Origin of the sequence: Kocuria sp. APC 4018 (assembly GCF_030407675.1) — a bacterium.
GTDB lineage: Bacteria > Actinomycetota > Actinomycetes > Actinomycetales > Micrococcaceae > Kocuria > Kocuria rhizophila.
Map to the genome: position 1 here is coordinate 1 of NZ_JASDCY010000003.1, position 18,070 is coordinate 18,070.

At 71.6% G+C, this 18,070-nt stretch carries 12 protein-coding genes and 1 pseudogene; 8 read left to right on the forward strand and 5 right to left on the reverse strand.

All coding sequences use genetic code 11. From position 1 onward, the window contains the following. Positions 1-733, forward strand: a pseudogene (locus QL985_RS00925) (glucose-6-phosphate dehydrogenase); the annotation flags it as partial. Between the two features lie 190 nt (positions 734-923). Beyond that, complete coding sequence (locus tag QL985_RS00930; RefSeq protein ID WP_259906392.1) at positions 924-3,884, forward strand: hypothetical protein; 2,961 nt, start codon at positions 924-926, stop codon at positions 3,882-3,884. 144 nt (positions 3,885-4,028) lie between these two features. On the opposite strand, the gene QL985_RS00935 is transcribed toward QL985_RS00930, so the two are convergent. After that, on the reverse strand, positions 4,029-5,591 hold the full coding sequence (locus QL985_RS00935; protein ID WP_070637234.1) for an AbgT family transporter: 1,563 nt from the start codon (positions 5,589-5,591) through the stop codon (positions 4,029-4,031). Between the two features lie 249 nt (positions 5,592-5,840). On the opposite strand from QL985_RS00935, the gene QL985_RS00940 reads away from it, so the two are divergent. The 5 genes from QL985_RS00940 to QL985_RS00960 are packed head-to-tail and all read left to right on the forward strand — an operon-like array spanning position 5,841 to position 11,923. Next, positions 5,841-6,665 (forward strand): NUDIX domain-containing protein, encoded by an 825-nt coding sequence (locus QL985_RS00940; protein WP_135010542.1) that lies wholly within the window; start codon positions 5,841-5,843, stop codon positions 6,663-6,665. After that, positions 6,662-7,999, forward strand: a complete 1,338-nt coding sequence (gene nadA, locus QL985_RS00945; protein WP_070637238.1) for a quinolinate synthase NadA — start codon at positions 6,662-6,664, stop codon at positions 7,997-7,999. The genes QL985_RS00940 and nadA overlap by 4 nt, the downstream gene beginning before the upstream one ends. Next, positions 7,992-9,818: an FAD-dependent oxidoreductase gene (locus QL985_RS00950; protein WP_259906236.1), complete on the forward strand. Its 1,827-nt coding sequence runs from the start codon at positions 7,992-7,994 to the stop codon at positions 9,816-9,818. Before nadA ends, QL985_RS00950 begins: the two co-directional genes overlap by 8 nt. After that, the gene (gene nadC, locus QL985_RS00955) at positions 9,796-10,695 is read left to right on the forward strand and encodes a carboxylating nicotinate-nucleotide diphosphorylase (protein WP_259906235.1); all 900 of its coding nucleotides are present in this window, start codon (positions 9,796-9,798) and stop codon (positions 10,693-10,695) included. Before QL985_RS00950 ends, nadC begins: the two co-directional genes overlap by 23 nt. A gap of 49 nt (positions 10,696-10,744) precedes the next feature. Then, a complete protein-coding gene (locus QL985_RS00960) occupies positions 10,745-11,923 on the forward strand; it encodes a cysteine desulfurase family protein (protein ID WP_259906234.1) in 1,179 nt (392 codons plus the stop codon). Between the two features lie 151 nt (positions 11,924-12,074). On the opposite strand, the gene QL985_RS00965 is transcribed toward QL985_RS00960, so the two are convergent. Together QL985_RS00965 and QL985_RS00970 are read right to left on the reverse strand one after the other, a co-directional pair. After that, on the reverse strand, positions 12,075-13,052 hold the full coding sequence (locus QL985_RS00965; protein ID WP_259906233.1) for a D-glycerate dehydrogenase: 978 nt from the start codon (positions 13,050-13,052) through the stop codon (positions 12,075-12,077). Between the two features lie 110 nt (positions 13,053-13,162). Beyond that, the gene (locus tag QL985_RS00970) at positions 13,163-13,783 is read right to left on the reverse strand and encodes a superoxide dismutase (protein ID WP_019310464.1); all 621 of its coding nucleotides are present in this window, start codon (positions 13,781-13,783) and stop codon (positions 13,163-13,165) included. A 162-nt stretch (positions 13,784-13,945) separates the two neighbouring features. Here QL985_RS00970 and QL985_RS00975 point away from each other — a divergent pair, with 162 nt between their 5' ends. Further along, positions 13,946-14,641 carry a GNAT family N-acetyltransferase gene (locus QL985_RS00975; RefSeq protein WP_259906229.1) on the forward strand — a complete coding sequence of 232 codons (696 nt, stop codon included), beginning with the start codon at positions 13,946-13,948 and terminating at the stop codon, positions 14,639-14,641. Here QL985_RS00975 and QL985_RS00980 read toward each other — a convergent pair whose 3' ends face one another. Together QL985_RS00980 and QL985_RS00985 are read right to left on the reverse strand one after the other, a co-directional pair. Further along, positions 14,642-15,250, reverse strand: coding sequence for a hypothetical protein (locus QL985_RS00980; RefSeq protein WP_259906227.1), 609 nt, complete (start codon positions 15,248-15,250; stop codon positions 14,642-14,644). It lies immediately after the preceding gene. Between the two features lie 412 nt (positions 15,251-15,662). Further along, positions 15,663-17,624, reverse strand: a complete 1,962-nt coding sequence (locus tag QL985_RS00985; protein ID WP_039101559.1) for an alpha-amylase family protein — start codon at positions 17,622-17,624, stop codon at positions 15,663-15,665. Positions 17,625-18,070: the final 446 nt, after the last annotated feature.

Here is an 18,070-nt window from a genome sequence, read left to right on the forward strand (position 1 = left end):
CGCGCGGGACATGCTGCAGTCCCACCTGCTGCAGGTCATGGCGCTGACCATGATGGACCCGCCCTCGCGTTTCGACGCCGTGGAGGTCCCCGCCAACACCGCGCACATCCTGCGGGCCACCCGGCTGTGGGACGAGGAGTCCGCGATGCACGCCGCCGAGCACCCCGGCATCACCCCCGTGGTGCGCGGACGCTACACCGCCGGAACTGTGGGCGGACACGAGGTCCCGGACTACGCACGGGAGAAGGACGTGGACCCGGAGCGGGAGACCGAGACCTTCGTGCAGGTGACCCTGGAGGTGGACACGTGGCGCTGGAACGGGGTGCCCGTGACGCTGCGCTCCGGCAAGGCGATCGGCGATCCGGCCCAGCACATCCGCGTGACCTTCCGCCGCCCGCCGCACGAGTACAAGGGCTGGCCGCACCCCACCGCACCCAACGCGCTGAGCGTGGGCTTCGAGGAGGAGCACGTCCAGCTGGAGGCCAACGTGGGCAGCCCCTTCGACTCCCGCGGGATGAACCGCCTCACGCTGTCCAGCGGCGTGCCGGAACCCGGGCTCACCGCGTACGGCTCCGTGATGCGCTGGATCCTGGACGGGGACCCCACCTTCACCGTGCGCTCGGACGCCACCGAGGAGGGCTGGCGGATCATCGACCTCATCCAGCACGCCTACGACACGTGCGCGCCCCTGCAGGAGTATTCGGCGGGATCCGCCGGTCCGCAGACCACCTGAGCCCACGCTCCGCCGCCACCCCACCGGGGGTGGCGCGCATCCGGGCGATGCTCCTCTTTTTCGTGACTTATTCATAAACATGTCCCCCTGTCGGTAGGTCGCGCCCTCGGCGGACCCCGGAGTCTGTTATCCAGGAATTGCCCAGGATCACGTGCTGGGCACCAGCTGCAGACACCAGGGAGAGATGACCATGCCTTCATCGGCGCACGATCCGGCGGGCGAGTCCCGGGAACCGGACCCGAACACCACCGGGGGTGTTCCCGCCGCTGAAGGCACGGGACACCACCGGGACGAGACCACCTCCGCCGCGAGCGACACGGAGCAGACGCGGGCGATGCCGCCCGTCCAGGGCACAGACCGCACGGGCGAGGCCCACCAGACCAACGGTGCCGCCGCGAACGGCACCGCGGGAGCGCCGTCGCCCGCTCCCGCCGCGAGCGCCGGGGCACCCGCCGCCGGCACCGCCACCACCGCAACCGCCGGTCAGCCCGGCGCCCCCGCCTACACACCCCCCGCCGCACTGGCGAGCATGACCTCTCGGCACTGGTGGACGCCTCTCGTGGCGGGCATTGCCGGCTACCTGGGAACCGTTGCGGGCACCGTGGTCGCCCTGCTGCTGACCCTGCTGGGCGCGGCCATCTCGGACGACTCCGGCACCAGCCTGAGCGAGCAGCTCAACGACCAGGTGGACGACATCACCGGCGTGCAGCCCGATTCCTCCACATGGAGCTGGATCGTCGCCGCTCCGTTCCAGCTGGCCGCGATGGCGGCCCTGGTCCCCCTGCGCCTGATCATCAGCGCGGACGGTGAGAGCGGTTCCGCGGGCATCACGATCCCGCAGTACTTCGCCCTCGCGTGCGGCATCGCCGCGGCGTGGTTCACCGCCCGCAAGCTCACCTCCCACCTGCGCGTGGAGACCCGCGCGGTGCAGTGGCTCATGGCCGCTCTCGCCGGTGTCAGCTGGGGTGTCGTGGCGCTGATCTTCACCGCACTCACCGCACTGCAGTCGGACACCTCCTTCTTCTCCACGGATCTGCGGGTGCGCATCACGGCCATGGGCGGCCTGCTGTTCCCCGTCCTGTTCGTGGTGGGGCTCCTGAGCGTGGCCGCCGCCCTGAGCGTGCGCTCCACCCACACCTCCCCCGGCCGGGTGGTGATCGGTGCCGAGCGCACCGCCCCCGGGCTGCTGCAGGTGCTGCGGCCCATGGTCGTGCAGTTCGTTGTGTTCGGCGCCATCAGCGGGCTGCTGCTGGTGATCTGGGCGTTCGTCAAGGGCGGCGCGGTGGCGGGCTTCTCCGCCCTGTTCTGGCTGCCCCTGGCCGTGGGCTGGCTGTTCGTCATGGGCCTGCTGTCCGCCCTGTTCGTGGGCGGCGAGGCCGCATCCCTCGGTGACCTCACGGGCCGCGCCCAGGCCGCCTACCTGTGGACCGACGGCGCCGTTCCCGCCTGGGCCGTGGTGCTGGTCATCGTCCTGGCCGTGCTGTCCGTGGTCTGCGCGGCCCTCGTCTGGGCGCACGTGCGCCCCGTGGACCAGCGGGTGGCCCGCAATCCCGTGGCCTGGGGCGTCCTGCCCCTGGCCTACTTCCTGCTGGGCCTGCTGCTCATGTGGCTGCTGCGCGTGGCCGGCTATGCCTTCGAGGACGTCAACAGCCCCGCCTCGGGAGCTTTCAGCGTGCGCCCGGCCGGCTGGACCTGCCTGGTCTTCCTCCTGTGGGGCGTGGTCATCGAGCTGCTCGCGCGCTTCGTGGCCCCCGCCTTCATGCACTCCCTGCCCGCCCCGGTGACCCGCTGGCTGCGCGGTTCGGAGCGCTCCCGCGGGCGCGCCGCCGTGGTGGCCTCCGCCGCCGCGATGGGGGGCGCGGCCGTCGCACACCACGGCGCGGCGAACGCCGCCGCACCGCAGGGCGCCGCGGCGTCCGGCACCCCCGTGCCCGCTGCCCCCGCGCAGGAAACGGCCGCGGCGGCGTCGTCCCCGCAGTACCCCGCGGAGCCCGCCGTGACCGCGCAGCGCGACCACACGGCCCCCGTCCCCGGGGAGCAGACCCAGGAGCTGCCCCGGTACGACGACGCCGCGGCTGCCACCTACACGCGCCCGCCGCGTGAACCCATGGACCCCGCCAAGAAGAAGCGGATCCGGCTGATCGCGATCATCGTGGGCGCCGTGCTGCTGCTGGCCGTGGTGGCCGCCGTGGTGTTCTCCGTGCTGGGACGCACCGTGTTCGGCCCGGACAAGCAGGCCGAGCAGCTGCTGCAGTCCGCGACGAACGGGAAGGCCACCGCCGTCACGGAGGCGGCCGACCCGAACGTGAGCACCAGCGAGCGTGCCCTGCTCACGGACGAGGTCTACGGCGCCGCCGAGAACCGGATCTCGTCCTACGAGATCAAGGACACCCGGATCGACGGGGACCACGCCACCGTGAACGCCACCGTGACCCAGGACGGCGTGACCACCCCCGTGGACGTGCCCATGGTCAGCGACTCCCGCAACGGGCTGTTCAAGTCCTGGCGCGTGGACGAGAGCGCGGGGGTCCCGCTGTACCAGAGCTTCAGCGTGGAGATCCCCGCGGGCGTCAGCGAGCTCACCGTCAACGGCCAGAAGGTCGCGGTGGACGAGCAGGGCGAGGCCCACAGCACGCAGTTCACGGTGCTGCCCGGTGACTACGCCGTGGCCGTGTCCTCCACGAGCAAGTACGTTACCTACGGCGGCGAGCAGGTGGCCGAGATCCGCGCCGGGTCCGCACCCCTGTCCTCCGGCATGGCGTTCCAGCAGTCCTTCACCCCCGCGCTCGAGCAGGACGTCACCAAGCAGCTCAACGCGCAGCTGGACAAGTGCGCCAAGACCGCCGAGTTCGAGCCCGAGGGCTGCCCCTTCGAGTACTCCATCTACGGGGACGAGAAGGACTACCGCAACCCCGTGTGGAGCATCGAGAAGTACCCCACGTACTCGGTGTCCCGCTCCCCGTTCGACAGCGGCGAGATCTCTTTCACCACCACCAAGTCCGGTGAGGCGCGTCTGGACTACCAGCACAACGAGGAGTACGACGACGACGAGCCCGCCGACTGGTCCGACGAGGACACCACCACGAGCATCTCCACCTCCGGCACCGTGGTGGTGTCCGGGGACAAGCTCACCGTGAAGACCGGCGACTGACACCCCTCCCGCTGCCGCGGGACGTGACGACGGCGCCTCCGTCCGCATCGCACGGGCGGGGGCGCCGTCGTCGTCGGACCAGGAGACCTGGCGGTCGCCGGATCGGGGCAGTGGCGGGGCCCTGGCCGACTGGTCAGGCCGGTGTCAGAGGTCCTGGGGGCCCAGCGGCAGGCCCAGCAGGTACCAGGCCACGAACAGCAGGAACCAGCCGATCAGCATGGCGATCGACACCGGCAGCACCAGGGAGATCAGGGTGCCCACGCCGGCCTGCTTCTGGTAGCGGCGCAGGTAGCCGAGCACCAGGGCGAAGTACGGGCTCACGGGGCTGATCACGTTGGTGGGGGAGTCGCCGATGCGGAACAGCGCCTGGGTCATCTCCGGGGACACGTTCAGCAGCATGAGCATGGGCACCATCACCGGGGCCAGCAGCGTCCACTGGGCGGAGCCGGAGGTGATGAGCAGGTTCATCACGGCCACGATCACCACGATGCCCGCGAACGTGAACACGGGACTCAGACCCAGCGAGCCGATGAAGTCCGCGCCGTGCACGGCCAGCACGGGCCCGATCCCGGACCACTGGAAGTACGCGGTGAACTGCGCGGCGGCGAAGAACAGCACGAGCACGGGAGTGACGCCAGCCAGGCCCTTGGCCATGGCCTCGGGCACCTCTCGGGCGGTGGTCATGGTCCCGGCGGCGCGCCCGTAGACCCAGCCCACCACCGCGAACATGATCGCGATGACGATGCCCACGTTGAGCAGCAGCGGGGACATCAGGATGGAGCCGTCCTCCGCGCGCAGCGGCGAGCCGGGGGTCAGCAGCAGGGCCAGGTAGATGGCCAGCATGATCACGAACGCGATCCCGGCGTTGCGCAGACCGCGCTTCTCGCGGGGCTTCAGGCGCATGTCGTTGAAGTCGCCCATGTCCTGCTGCTTGGTGTCCGTGTCCTCGGCGAGCGCCTCGCCGCGCTTGGACAGCACCGTCTCGGTGACAAGCGTGATGATGGCCGCGAGCACGAAGGAGGAGACGAACGTGAAGAAGTAGTTGGACACCGGGGTCACGATCACGGAGTCGTCGATCAGTCCCGCGGCGGCGGTGGTGATCCCGCCCAGTAGCGCGTCCGACGCCGTGGGCAGCAGGGACGCGTTGAAGCCCGCCGCCACGGACGTGAACGCCACGATCAGCCCCACCACGGGAGAGCGCCCTGCGGCCTTGAACGCGAGCGCGCCCAGGGGGATGAGCACCACGTACATGGCGTCCGAGGCGATGGAGCCGGTGATGCCGGTCAGCGCCAGCACGAAGGTCAGCCACTTGGGGCCCACGCGCGCCACGGAACCGCGCAGCGCCGCGGAGATCATCCCGGACTGCTCCGCCACGGCCACGCCGAGCAGGACCACGATCACCAGACCCAGCGGCGGGAACTCCACGAAGTTGGTGACGGCCTCGGAGACCATCTTGCGCAGCCCCTCCGGGGACAGCAGGTTGGTCACCGCCACGGCCTCCCCCGTGGCGGGGTTGACCGCGCTGAGGCCCACGGCGGACAGGATCCAGCTGAGCAGCAGGACGATGCCCGCGAGCATCAGGAACAGCCAGAAGGGATCGGGGAGCTTGTTGCCCAGCCACTCGATCCAGTTCAGGACCCGGAGCAGGCCGCCGGTTCCCTTGCTGCCCGCGCCCTTCGGGCGGGCGCTGGGTGCGGTTGAGGACATTGCGGATTCCGTTCTGACGGTGGACGTGTGATCTGCCTAACGTACGCAACGCCCGGCCCGTCGTGGGTGAGGACACGAGGGAGCGCGCAGTGTGGCGCCGTTCCCCGGGCGCCGCACACAGAGTCTCAGCCGGTCGCACCCCCGCACGTCACAGTCGCGCACTCAGTGTCACAGTGACTCTAAGAGGGTTAGAGTCTCTGTGACATCAACGGGCCCCGTCCCGGTTCTCTCCCGCGAAGGGCGGTGGTCATGGGCACCCCGTGCACGAGCATCGCCGTGTCCACCGTGATCTTCACGGTGCGCCCCACCGGGCCGGGCGGGCGCCACGAGCTCTGGCTGCCCCTGGTGCGCCGGATCCGCGAGCCGTACCACCACCGGTGGGCGCTGCCCGGCGGGCCCCTGGGCGAGGACGAGGCGCTGGAGGACTCCGCCGCCGCGTACCTGCGCCTCACCACGGGTCTCGACGCCGCCCACCTGGAGCAGCTCGCCACCTTCGGCGGCCTCACCCGCTCGCAGGGCGCCGACGAGCGCGTGGTCACCGTGGTCTACTGGGCCGCGCTGTCCCCGCAGGAGGCGGCCGCGCGCGAGGACGACCTCAACGTCACGTGGCTGCGCGCCACCGACCTGCCACCCCTGGCCTTCGACCACTCGCTGATCGTGACCCACGCCCTGGACCGGTTGCGCGACCGGATCGCGGACCCCGCCGTCGCCCGCTCCTTCCTGCCGGACTCCTTCACGATCGCCCAGCTGCGCGAGGTGCACGAGGCCATCCTGGGCCGCGCCGTGGACGCCCCCAACTTCCGCCGCCACGCGCTGCGCTCGGGCCGGCTGCGGGACACGGGTGAGCGCGTGGCCGGAACCCCGCACCGGCCGCCCGCGCTGTACCGCTTCACCGAGGACACCGCTCCGGACTTCACCCGCGCCGGTCCGCACCCCGTGGAGCGTCCCAGCCCCGCGAGCGCTCCCGGCCCCTCGAGCACTTCCAGCCCTTCAAGCAGTCCCGGCCCGCCGGGGCCGTCGACCCCGCCGAGTCCGCCAACACACGAGAGCCCTTCGAGCCAGGAGACACCATGACCTCCGTAGCCACCCGCCTCACCCTGCTGTCCTCCCGCCCCGGGGACGACGCCGCGCAGTCCGGCGCGCCCGGCGGCTCGTGCAGCGCCGCCCTCGCGGAGCAGCCGTGGGACTTCCCGGCCCCGCTCACCGAGGGCTACGGCCCCGGGGCGTCCCAGCACGACGTCGTTCCCGCAGGTTCCCCGACGCAGCCCGCCATTCCGCAGCGCTACCGGGACGCGAGTCCCGAGGAGCTGGACGCCATGATCCGCGCGGCCAAGCAGACCCTGGGGGACCGCGTGGTGGTGATGGGCCACTTCTACCAGCGGGACGAGATCGTGGCGCACGCGGACTTCATCGGGGACTCGTTCCAGCTCGCGCAGCAGGCGAAGGCGCACCCGGAGGCCGAGACCATCGTGTTCTGCGGCGTGCACTTCATGGCCGAGACCGCGGACATCCTCTCCACGGAGCAGCAGGCCGTGATCCTGCCCAACCCGGCCGCGGGCTGCTCCATGGCGGACATGGCGGACGAGGACTCCGTGGAGGAGTGCTGGGCGGAGCTCATGGACGTCCTCGGCCCCCACGCCACGGACGAGCACGGTGACGCGCGCACGGATGAGCGGGGCGAACCGCTGGCCTCGGTGGTTCCCGTGACCTACATGAATTCCTCCGCGGCGCTCAAGGCGTTCTGCGGGCGCCACGGGGGCATCGTGTGCACGTCCTCGAACGCCGCCACCGTGCTGGAGTGGGCGTTCGCCCGCGGGCAGCGGGTGCTGTTCTTCCCGGACCAGCACCTGGGCCGCAACACCGCCAAGGCCATGGGCGTGCCGCTGGAGCAGATGCCGCTGTGGAACCCGAACAGGCCGCTGGGCGGCAACTCCCCCGCAGGGCTGGAGGATGCGAGGGTGATCCTGTGGCACGGCTTCTGCTCCGTGCACCGCCGCTTCACCGTCGCCCAGATCGAGCAGGCCCGCGCCGAGCACCCCGGCTGCACCGTGGTGGTCCACCCCGAGTGCCCCATGGAGGTGGTGGACGCCGCGGACTCCGCCGGCTCCACGGACCACATCCGCAGGGCCGTGGCCGCGGCGGAACCGGGACAGACCTTCGCGATCGGCACTGAGATCAACATGGTCAACCGCCTGGCCGCGGAGCACCCGGAGCACACCATCTTCTGCCTGGATCCGGTGATCTGCCCGTGCTCCACGATGTACCGCATCCACCCCGGATACCTTGCGTGGGTCCTGGAGGAGCTCGTGGCCGGGCGCGTGGTCAACCGGGTGAGCGTGGCACCGGAGGTCGCGGCCGAGGCGTCGGTGGCCCTGGAGCGCATGCTCGCCGCGGTGCCGCGTGCGTGAGGCGCGGGACCGCCCGGACGACGATGCCGCGCCGCGCTTGCTCGTCGTGGGCTCCGGTGCCGCCGGACTCACCGCCGCACTGGGTGCCGCCGCCCGCGGCGCCCGGGTCACCGTCCTGACCAAGTCCACCCTCGGCCACACCGCCACGGACCGGGCGCAGGGCGGAATTGCCGCCATGACCCGCGACCTCCCTGGCGGTCAGCCCCTGGACACCCCCCAGCTGCATGCCCGGGACACCGAGGCCGCAGGAGCGGGGCTGTGCAATGCGGAGGTGGTGCGCGGCGTCGTCGCCGACTCCCCGGAGGCCATCACCCTGCTCACGGAGCACGGCGTGTCCTTCGACCGCGTGGCCGGGCCGGGCTCCCCGTGGGTCCAGGGGCTTGAGGGGGCGCACAGTGTGCCGCGGATCCTGCACGCCGGGGGTGATGCCACCGGACGGGTGATCCAGGAGGCCCTCACGGCACGGGTGCGGGAGGCCAGCGCGTCGGGAGGCATGAGTGTCCAGGAATACACACTGGTCACCGGCATCCTGCAACGGGGTGGAACCGTGTCGGGTGTGACCGCGCGCTCCGTGGATCCGGCGGGTCGCCTGGGTCCCGAGCACGTCCTGGCCGCCGAGCACGTGGTGCTCGCCACCGGCGGCGCGGGCCACCTGTACCCGTTCACCACCAACCCCGAGGTGGCCACGGGGGACGGCATCGCGCTGGCCCTCCGTGCGGGGGCCGCGGTGCGCGATCTGGAGTTCCTGCAGTTCCACCCCACCGCCCTGGCCGAGCCGGGTTCGTTCCTGATCTCGGAGGCCGTGCGCGGCGAGGGGGCCGTGCTGCGCAACCACCGCGGGGAGCGCTTCATGCTCGGCGTAGATCCCCGGGCGGAGCTGGCGCCGCGGGACGTGGTGGCCCGGGCGATCGCCGCCGAACGGGCGTCCGCCCCCGGAGCGCACGTGGTGCTGGACTGCACCGCGGTGCCCGTGCCGGACGGCCTGACCCGCGCGGAGCACCTGGCCCGTCGCTTCCCCACGATCGACCAGGCACTGCGTGACCGCGGGATCGACTGGTCACGCGAACCGGTTCCGGTGAGCCCCGCCGCGCACTACCTCATGGGCGGGATCGCCACCGACGCCGCCGGACGCACCACGGTCCCCGGGCTGTGGGCCGCGGGCGAGTGCGCGGCCACGGGACTGCACGGGGCCAACAGGCTGGCGTCCAACTCGCTGCTGGAGGCCGTGGTGTTCGGGGACCGGGTGGGCCGGCTCGTGGCCGCTGCACCGGCCGATCCCGCGTCCTGGCCGGGACCCGCACCCCGTACCGCCCCGGAGGGCGACGACGCCCGGACCACGTCGCAGGGTCCGGATTCGTATGCATATGCATCTTCTAGAGCGGCGTCCGCCCCGCTCCCCGGCGCCGCGCCAGGTCCGGACGAACGGATCCCGTTCACCCGTGCGGCCCTCCAGGCCGTGATGTGGCAGGGTGCCGGAGTGGTTCGCACCGAGGAGGGACTAGCGCAGACGGAACGGGTGCTGGACGGGTGGCTCGCGGCGTCGTCGTCCGCGGGGCTCCGAGCGGGTACAGACACCCTCGCCGAGCACGAGGACCGGAACCTGCTGACCGTGGCGCGTGAGCTCGTCCGGTCGGCGCGGCGGAGGACCGAGTCCCGCGGAGCGCACCACCGCGCCGACGATCCGACGAACGCAGACCACACCGCCCCCGGCACCGGCACACCCCGCAGCGCGGAGTCGGTCCTCCCCGGAGGACACCACGCCGTCAGCGCGCCCACCAGCAACGAGAGGACAGCACATGCTGCATCGACCAGCCGTTGAGGCCGCGATCCGCGCGGGACTCGCCGAGGACGCCCCGTGGGGTGACCTCACCTCCGAGCTCGCGCTCCCCGAGGACGCGCACGCCACCGCCACGGTGACCTCCCGGGAGAGCGGGGTGTTCGCGGGCGCGGAGGTGATCCGGGTGGGCTTCACCGTGCTCGACCCCTCGGTGGAGGTGGAGCTCCACGTGGCGGACGGGGGCTCCCTCGATCCCGGCACCGCCATTGCCACCGTGACCGGACCGGCACGGGCCATCCTGACCGCCGAGCGCGCGGTGCTGAACCTGGTGCAGCGGATGTCCGGGATCGCCACGACCACCGCGCGCTACGTCGCCGCCGTGGAAGAGACCGTGGCGGAGGTGGAACGCACGAACAAGCTGCCCGCCGGAACCATCACCCGCACCCGCGTGTGCGACACCCGCAAGACCACGCCGGGTCTGCGAGCACTCGAGAAGCACGCCGTGACGTGCGGCGGCGGGCACAACCACCGCTTCGGGCTCTCGGACGCGGTGATGCTCAAGGACAACCACCTGGCCGTCCTCACCGCCGGGGGTGCGTCCCTCCCCCGTGCCCTGCGCGAACTGCGCCGGAAAATGCCCCACACGGCATGCATGGTGGTGGAGGTGGACCGGCTGGACCAGATCGAGGACGTCCTGGCCGGCGGCGCGGACGTGGTGCTGCTGGACAACTTCGCCCCCGCGGACCTGGTCAGCGGGGTGGCCATGATCGACGGCCGCGCCGCGGTGGAGGCCTCCGGCGGGATCACCCTGGAGACCATCGGCCGGGTGGCCGCCACGGGCGTGGACGTGATCTCCGTGGGAGCGCTGACCCATTCGGTGCGTGCTCTGGACCTGGGCCTGGACATCGCGGTGGACTGAGCCCCGCCCCGCCTGGACCACCCGATCGCCACCCCGTGAGAGGTCACCCATGATCTACCTGGACCACGCCGCCACCGCGGCTCCCCGCCGGGACGTGCTCGAGGCCATGTGGCCGTGGCTCACGAGCGAGTACGGCAACGCGTCCAGCCACCACGAGCGCGGGCGCCGTGCCGCTCGGGCCCTGGAGGCTGCCCGCGAGCGCGTCGCGGCGGTGCTCCACGCCCGCCCGGGGGAGATCGTCTTCACCTCCGGGGGCACGGAGGCGGACAACCTCGCGGTCAAGGGCATTGCCCTGGCCCGCCGCGAGCGCCGCCCGTCCCGCACCCGCGTGGTCACGAGCGCCATCGAGCACCACGCCGTCTTGGACTCCTCCGCGGACCTCGCCCGCTACGACGGCTTCACCGCCCGGACGATCCCCGTGGACCCGAGCGGCGCGGTCACCCCGGAGGCCTTCCGCGCCGCGCTGCTGGCCGACGACGCCGCGTCCGAAGTGGCGGTGGCCTCCGTGATGCTCGCGAACAACGAGGTGGGGACCGTGCAGGACCTCGCCGCCCTGGCGGAGATCGCCGCCGAGCACGGCGTTCCCCTGCACACGGATGCCGTGCAGGCCGCGGGCGTGCTCCCCCTGGACGTACGGGCACTCGGAGTGAGTGCGTTGAGCCTCGCGGGCCACAAGATCGGCACACCCCCGGGCATCGGACTGCTCTGGATCGCGCGGGGCACACCGCTGCGGCCGCTGCTCAGCGGCGGCGGTCACGAACGGGGTCGCAGGTCCGGGACCTCCACCGTGGCGGGAGCGGTGGGACTCGCGGTCGCCCTGGAACGGGCGGAGGTGGAACGCGAGGAGCACGCACGACGCACGGCGGCGCTGCGGGACCGGCTCATCGAGGGCATCCTCGGCCGCGTTCCCGGTGCCCTGCTCACGGGCCCGGATCCCAGAGCCGGTGGGAACAGGCTGGCCACGAACGCCAGCTTCTGCTTCCCCGGGGTCAACGGGGAGACGGTGCTGGTGGACCTGGAGAACCGCGGGGTGCAGGTGTCCTCGGGGTCCGCGTGCTCGGCGGGTTCCACGGAACCGTCCCACGTGCTCACCGCCCTGGGCCTCTCACCGGAGGTGGCGAGCACCGCGGTCCGCTTCAGCTTGGGCAGGGACACCACCGAGCAGGACGTCGACACCGCGATCGCCGTCACGGCGGACGTGGTCGCAGCACTTCAGGGGCGCGGCTGACCCGCCGGCACCGTCTCACCAACCGACGCCGCTCACCGGGCCCGGCCAGCACAGCACCCGCGCCCCGACCCCTGCTCCCGGGAACTGGACACCCCGGGGTTCACGATCCGCCCCACAACGAGTATCCGGCTCCACGAGCCACCCGCGCGGGCTACGCCTCCACCGGGTACGGCGTCCTCTCCCCGCGGGCCATGGCCACGGCGTTCTCCGCGGCCATCCGCGCCATCCCCGCCCGGGTGCCCGCCTCGGCGGAGCCGATGTGCGGGAGCAGGAAAGCGTTGGGCAGCTCCAGCAGACCGGGCTCCACGGCGGGTTCGTTCTCGAACACGTCCAGCCCGGCGGCGAAGATCTGGCCCTCGCGCAGGGCGTGCACCAGGGCCTTCTCGTCCACCACCGGCCCACGCGCCGTGTTGACCAGCACCGCCGTGGACTTCATGCGGCGCAGGACGTCCGCGTCCACCAGGTGCGTGGTGTCCTCCGTGAGCGGGACGTGCAGCGAGAGGTAGTCGCTCGTGGCCACGAGCTCGTCCCACGGCACCTGGGTGACGTGCCCCGCCAGCTCGCCCAGTTCGTCGTCCGACACCGCCCGGTCCTGCGGCGGCCGCTGCGTGAACTGGACGGTCATGCCGAGCCCCAGTGCGCGCCGGGCCACGGCCTTGCCGATCCGCCCCATGCCCGCGATCCCCAGGGTGGCGCCGGTGACGTCCTGACCCACCAGCAGCTGCGGACGCAGCCCCTGGAACTGACCGCCGCGCAGGAACTCGGAGGCCTCGTGCGCCCGGCGCGCCGCACCCAGGAGCAGCAGCACCGCCACGTTCGCGGTGGCGTCGTCCAGCACGTCCGGGGTGTTGCCCACGGCGATCCCGTGCTCCGCGGCCGCCGCCACGTCGATGTTGTTGTACCCCACCCCGTAGTTGGCGATGCCCCTGATCCGGGCCTCACCCAGCAGCTCGGCGGAGAAGGCGTCCGAGGTCTGGGAGAGCACCACGTCGTACTCGCCGCCCGTGACAGCCTCCCGCAGCTCCTCGGCGGTCATGCCGCTGCGGATCTCCACCTCCCCCGCGTCGCGCAGGATGCTGGGGCCGGGTTCGGGGATCTCCCGGGTCACCAGGAAACGGGGTGTGCTCATGGACGGGACTCCTCGGAATGGCTGGCTGGTAGCGCGAAACCCCGCACGGCAGAGTACCGGGCGGGGTTTCGACAGGTCACGGCACCGCGGGGCGATGCGTCACTGCGGGATCAGATGAGGGACTTGGCCCCGGCACGCGCCTTCTCGAAGCGCTCGGTGACGTCCGCCCAGTTCACGATGTTCCAGAAGGCCTTGACGTAGTCCGCCTTGACGTTCTGGTAGTCCAGGTAGAAGGCGTGCTCCCACATGTCCAGCTGCAGCAGCGGGATGGTGGCCACGGGGACACCGTTCTGCTGGTCGTACATCTGCTCGATCACCAGGTTGCCGGCGATCGGCTCGTACGCGAGGATCGCCCAGCCGGAGCCCTGGATGGTCGTGGCCACGGCCGTGAACTGGTCACGGAAGGCGTCGAAGGAGCCGAAGAACTCGTCGATCGCGGCGGCCAGCTCACCGGTGGGCTTGTCGCCGCCCTCGGGGGAGAGGTTCTTCCAGAAGATCGAGTGGTTGATGTGGCCACCCAGGTTGAACTGGAGGTCCTTGGAGAGCTTCGCGGCACCGGCGGCGTCGCCGTTGGCGCGGGCCTCCTCCATCTTCTCCAGGGCGGTGTTCGCACCGGTCACGTACGTGTTGTGGTGCTTGTCGTGGTGCAGCTGCATGATCTGCGCGGAGATGTGCGGCTCGAGCGCTGCGTAGTCGTACGGAAGATCGGGGAGAGTGAACTTTTCAGCCATGGTGAATCATCCTTCCTTTGCGGAGACGTGATGCTTCAACTTTCCGCCCGCCGTCTTGCCCGGGTCAAGCACGTTCAGCCCCTGGCGTACGGGCCCCGGGCTCCCCGTCACGTTCTGTCACACCCTGCGCCCCCGGCCACGGGCCTGACCTAGTCTCGGGTCATGCCAGACGACGCCGCCGCACGCCCCGTTCCGCACCTCGCCCCGGGTGTCACCGCCCCGGGCTCCCGCGCGGAATCCGGGAACGCCCCGGGGTCCGAGAGCGCAGCCGACTCCGGGGACCCCGCCCAGCGGCGTCGTGCCCCCGCACGCCTGGACCCGAACGCCCTGGAGGTGGTGCGCGCGCGGCGCGAGCACGCGCGCGGCATCATCGCGCTCCGGGACACGCTGGCCCGCTGGATGCAGGCGCGCGGGATCGACCAGTGGCGCGAGGGCGAGTTCGCCCTCGGCCACGTGGAGCAGGAGATCGAGCGGGGCGAGTGGTGGGTCATGGAGTCCCCGCAGCGCCCCGGGGACGTGCTCGCCAGCGTGCGCGTGATCTGGGAGGACCTCCCGATCTGGGGCCCGCAGCCCGAGCCCGCGGGGTACATCCACGGCGTGGCCGTGGACCGCTCGCTGAGCGGCACCGGAACGGGGTCCCGCCTCATCCGCGTGGCGGAGCAGGCCATTGCGGCCTCCGGGCGCACGATCTCCCGCCTGGACTGCGACGAGTCCAATCCGGTGCTCCAACCCTTCTACGCCGGGCTGGGCTACACGCCGCGCGGGGCGGTGGACTTCGACGTCCCCGGCATGGACTACCGGGTGCGCGTGCTGCGCATGGAGCGTTCCCTGGCGCCGGAAGCCCCCGCCGAACCCTGATCAGACGCGCTGCGCGCGGTGCCGCGCGTGGGCGGCACGGTGGGCGGCGGCCATGCGGCCCCGCCCGGGAGCACCGGTCTCCCGGGTCGTCTCCGCGCCACTGCCTGCCACCACCGGCGCGGCCGTCTGGACACTCGGAGCCGCGCCCAGCTGCTGGCGCATCCGCTCCATCCCCACCGTGAGCTTGCGCCGTGCCACGGCTTGCGTCCACCGGGTCCGCCACCACAGTTCATGGCGCAGCCGGAAGTCGATGTTCATCCGCACACGGGTTCCGGTGCTCGTGGCCCACCACGTGTACTCGAGGGTGACGTCCACGGATCCGCGCGTGGTGCGGAACAGCAGTGACTCCCCGGGCACCCGGTCCGCCACGATCATGATGAAGTCGAAGTGCAGCGGGCCGATCGGCGCCCTGAACTCCAGGGCGGAGCCCACCTCCATCTGGTGGTCGGGGCACGTGGGCCAGGTGAACTCCACACCGAACCACTCGCCCATCCCCCTGGGTCGACCAATCGCACGGTCGAACTCTTCGACGGTCACGGCCACATCCTGCTCCGCGACCATGGTGAAACTGCGGTCGGACTCCCCGACCTGCGTGATGCACACAGACATGTTTTCCCCCTAGGACGTGCCTCTCCCCATGCCGCTCGTCCCACCGAGCGGCCACGGCACGCTTGTCATCAGAACTCCAGTCTGATGCAAAGGGCACAACTCGTCACCCCGCTCGGGGAGTGTGTCTCGTGCACACCTGGTGGACAACGGTTATCCACAGCCGTGGAGAAGTCTGTGCACAATTCGAACACATATTCGATGCAATTGCATACTCCACGGGCGGGCCGCCCCGAAACCCGCCCGTGACCAGACGAGATACCGAACGGTCGTGCGGTTCGCCCGGGGAGAGCACAGGCGTGTAACTTATCCACGCCTGTGGAGATCTCCTGTGGACAACCGTGAATGTCCGCCCTTATGGGTGCAATCACCCCTCTTGGGGGGACACTCAGATCACACCCCCGCCGGGGGCGGTTCAGCGCACCGGGATGACCCGGAGCCACCGGAATCCGTGGGCCTCCAGGAGGATCCCGCCGCGCAGGTCCACCTCGGACTGCGCGTGCAGCAGCGTGGCCGTGGGCAGGAACCCGCTGAGCGTCTCCCCGGTCACGAACTGCGACCAGTCGCTGACGTTGGCCAGGCACAGCACCAGGCTGTGCTCGCCCGGGCGCTGGTACCCCAGGACGTGGCTGTTGTGCGTGTCGAACGGGATGAGCGTGGTGCCCTCGAACTCCGGCGTGCTGCGGCGCACCGCGATCATGCCCCGGATCCCGCCGAAGATCCGCCCCTGCACGGAGAACAGGTCGTGGCGCCGCTCGTGGTCCGCCTCCCTGCGCCGCGGGCGGTGCACCCACCGGGCGTCGTCCCCGTGACCGGGCTCCTGGCTCCAGTGGGGGTCGTTGAGCTGGCCCACCTCGTCCCCAAGGTAGACCAGGGGGACCCCGCCGGTGCTCATGGCCAGGGAGTGGGCGAGCAGGATGCGGTCCACCGCGGCGCCGGGCTCGGCCTCCAGACCCAGCAGGGACGCCGTGGTCCCGCAGATCCGGCAGTCACCCGTGCGCGGGTTGTCCTGGAAGGCGACGCCGTCCGCAAAGCTCCCCGGGTGGCGCCCGGTGTAGAAGGCGTTGAGGAAGCGGCGGTGACCGGCGGGGTCCACACCCAGCCGTGCGGCGTCGTCGTCGGAGAAGGTCCAGCCGATGTCGTCGTGGCCGCGCACGTAGTTGACCCACGCAGTGCCCTCGGGGGTCTCGTGGCGCTCGGCGAGCGCGGCGGAGAGCAGGGTGACGTCCCGGGTGGCCAGGGCCTCCCACGTGAGCGCCATCTGGAGGGGGTTGTAGGACAGGGCGCACTGCTCGGGGTGGACGTAGCGGATGACCTCGTCCGGGTGGACGATCGCCTCCGACTTGAACTCCACGGCGGGCGCGGCGAGGGCCGCGACGGCGCGGAACGCGCGCAACAGGTCGTGGACCTGCGGCTGGGACTCGCACGTGCTGCCCAGCTGCTTCCAGATGAAGGCCACGGCGTCCAGGCGCAGCACCTGCGCGCCCTGGTTCGCGAGGAACAGCATCTCCCCCGCCATGGCGTGGAAGACCTCCGGGTTGGCGTAGTTCAGGTCCCACTGGAAGCGGTGGAACGTGGTCCACACCCAGCGGGGATCGGGGTCGAACGGGCTCGCGGCGCGCCCGGCCGGGGTGCTGTCCACACGCGTGAAGACTCCCGGGTGGTCGTCCGGGAAGATCTCCCGGGCCGTGCGCTCGAACGCGTCCGGAAGGGTGCGGTCCCGGTGGATCCAGTAGAACCGTTCGAAGTGCGGGTCCCCCGCGGCCGCGGCCCGGGCCCACTCGTGCTCGTTGGAGGTGTGGTTGAACACGAAGTCCAGCACGAGCGCGATCCCCTGCGAGCGCAGCTCGGCGGCCAGCTCCGCGAGCTCGTCCATGGTCCCGAGGGCCGGGTCCACGCGCCGGTAGGAGGAGACCGCGTAGCCGCCGTCGGAGTTGCCCGCGGGGCTCTCGTACAGGGGCATGAGGTGCAGGTAGCTGAGCCCGAGCTCCCGGAAGTAGGGGATCTGCTCCCGCAGCCCGGCGATCGTGCCGGCGTAGCGGTCCACGTAGCACACCCCGCCCACGGCCTCGCGGGACGTGAACCAGGGAGCCGCACCCTCGCGCTGCCGGTCCAGGTCCCGGAGGTCCGCGGGGCGCTCGGCGTAGGCGTCCCACGCGGTCAGCACGGCCCGTGCGACGACGTCCCAGATCTCCGGGCCGGAACCGTAGACGGCGGACAGGGACGTGACGATCCGGGGAAGCTGCTGCGGCAGGCGGTGGAGGAACACGTGGCGGTCCGCGGCGGCCACCCGGGTGTCCCGCACCAGGTGCTCCTGCAGCACGGCCAGCAGGTTCTCGCGACCGGTGATGCGGTGGGGGATGTTGTCAGTCAGCACGGGAAGGCCTCCTCTGCCGGCACGCAGCACGTCCGCGAGCAGTGATGGTGCCCGGGATCCCCCTTGACTCCGAGCTCGGATCTGCCGGGCGCTCCGGAGGGAGGACGCGGCCCGTCCAGCATAGGCAGGCGAGATCCCGTGACCGGCAGGTGACGTCCCCGTGACCGTCCGCGCACCCGGTGTTCACTGCACAGCGTGTGCACAGCGTTGTCCACAGGTGTGGACAACACCCTGTGTGCAACACGGTGCCACGTGGGGAAACGCCCGCGTCACCGCAGGTCAGGAGGGTGCGACTCCTGCCCGGTGACCGTGTGGACAACGCTGTGCAGAACGGAGTTTCCACCACGTCACCCCTGTGCGTGCGCACGTGCGAATGAACGGAAGATGACGCGCGCCCGGTGGTTCCGCCCGATCGGCGGGACCACCGGGCGCGGCCCGGCCCCGTG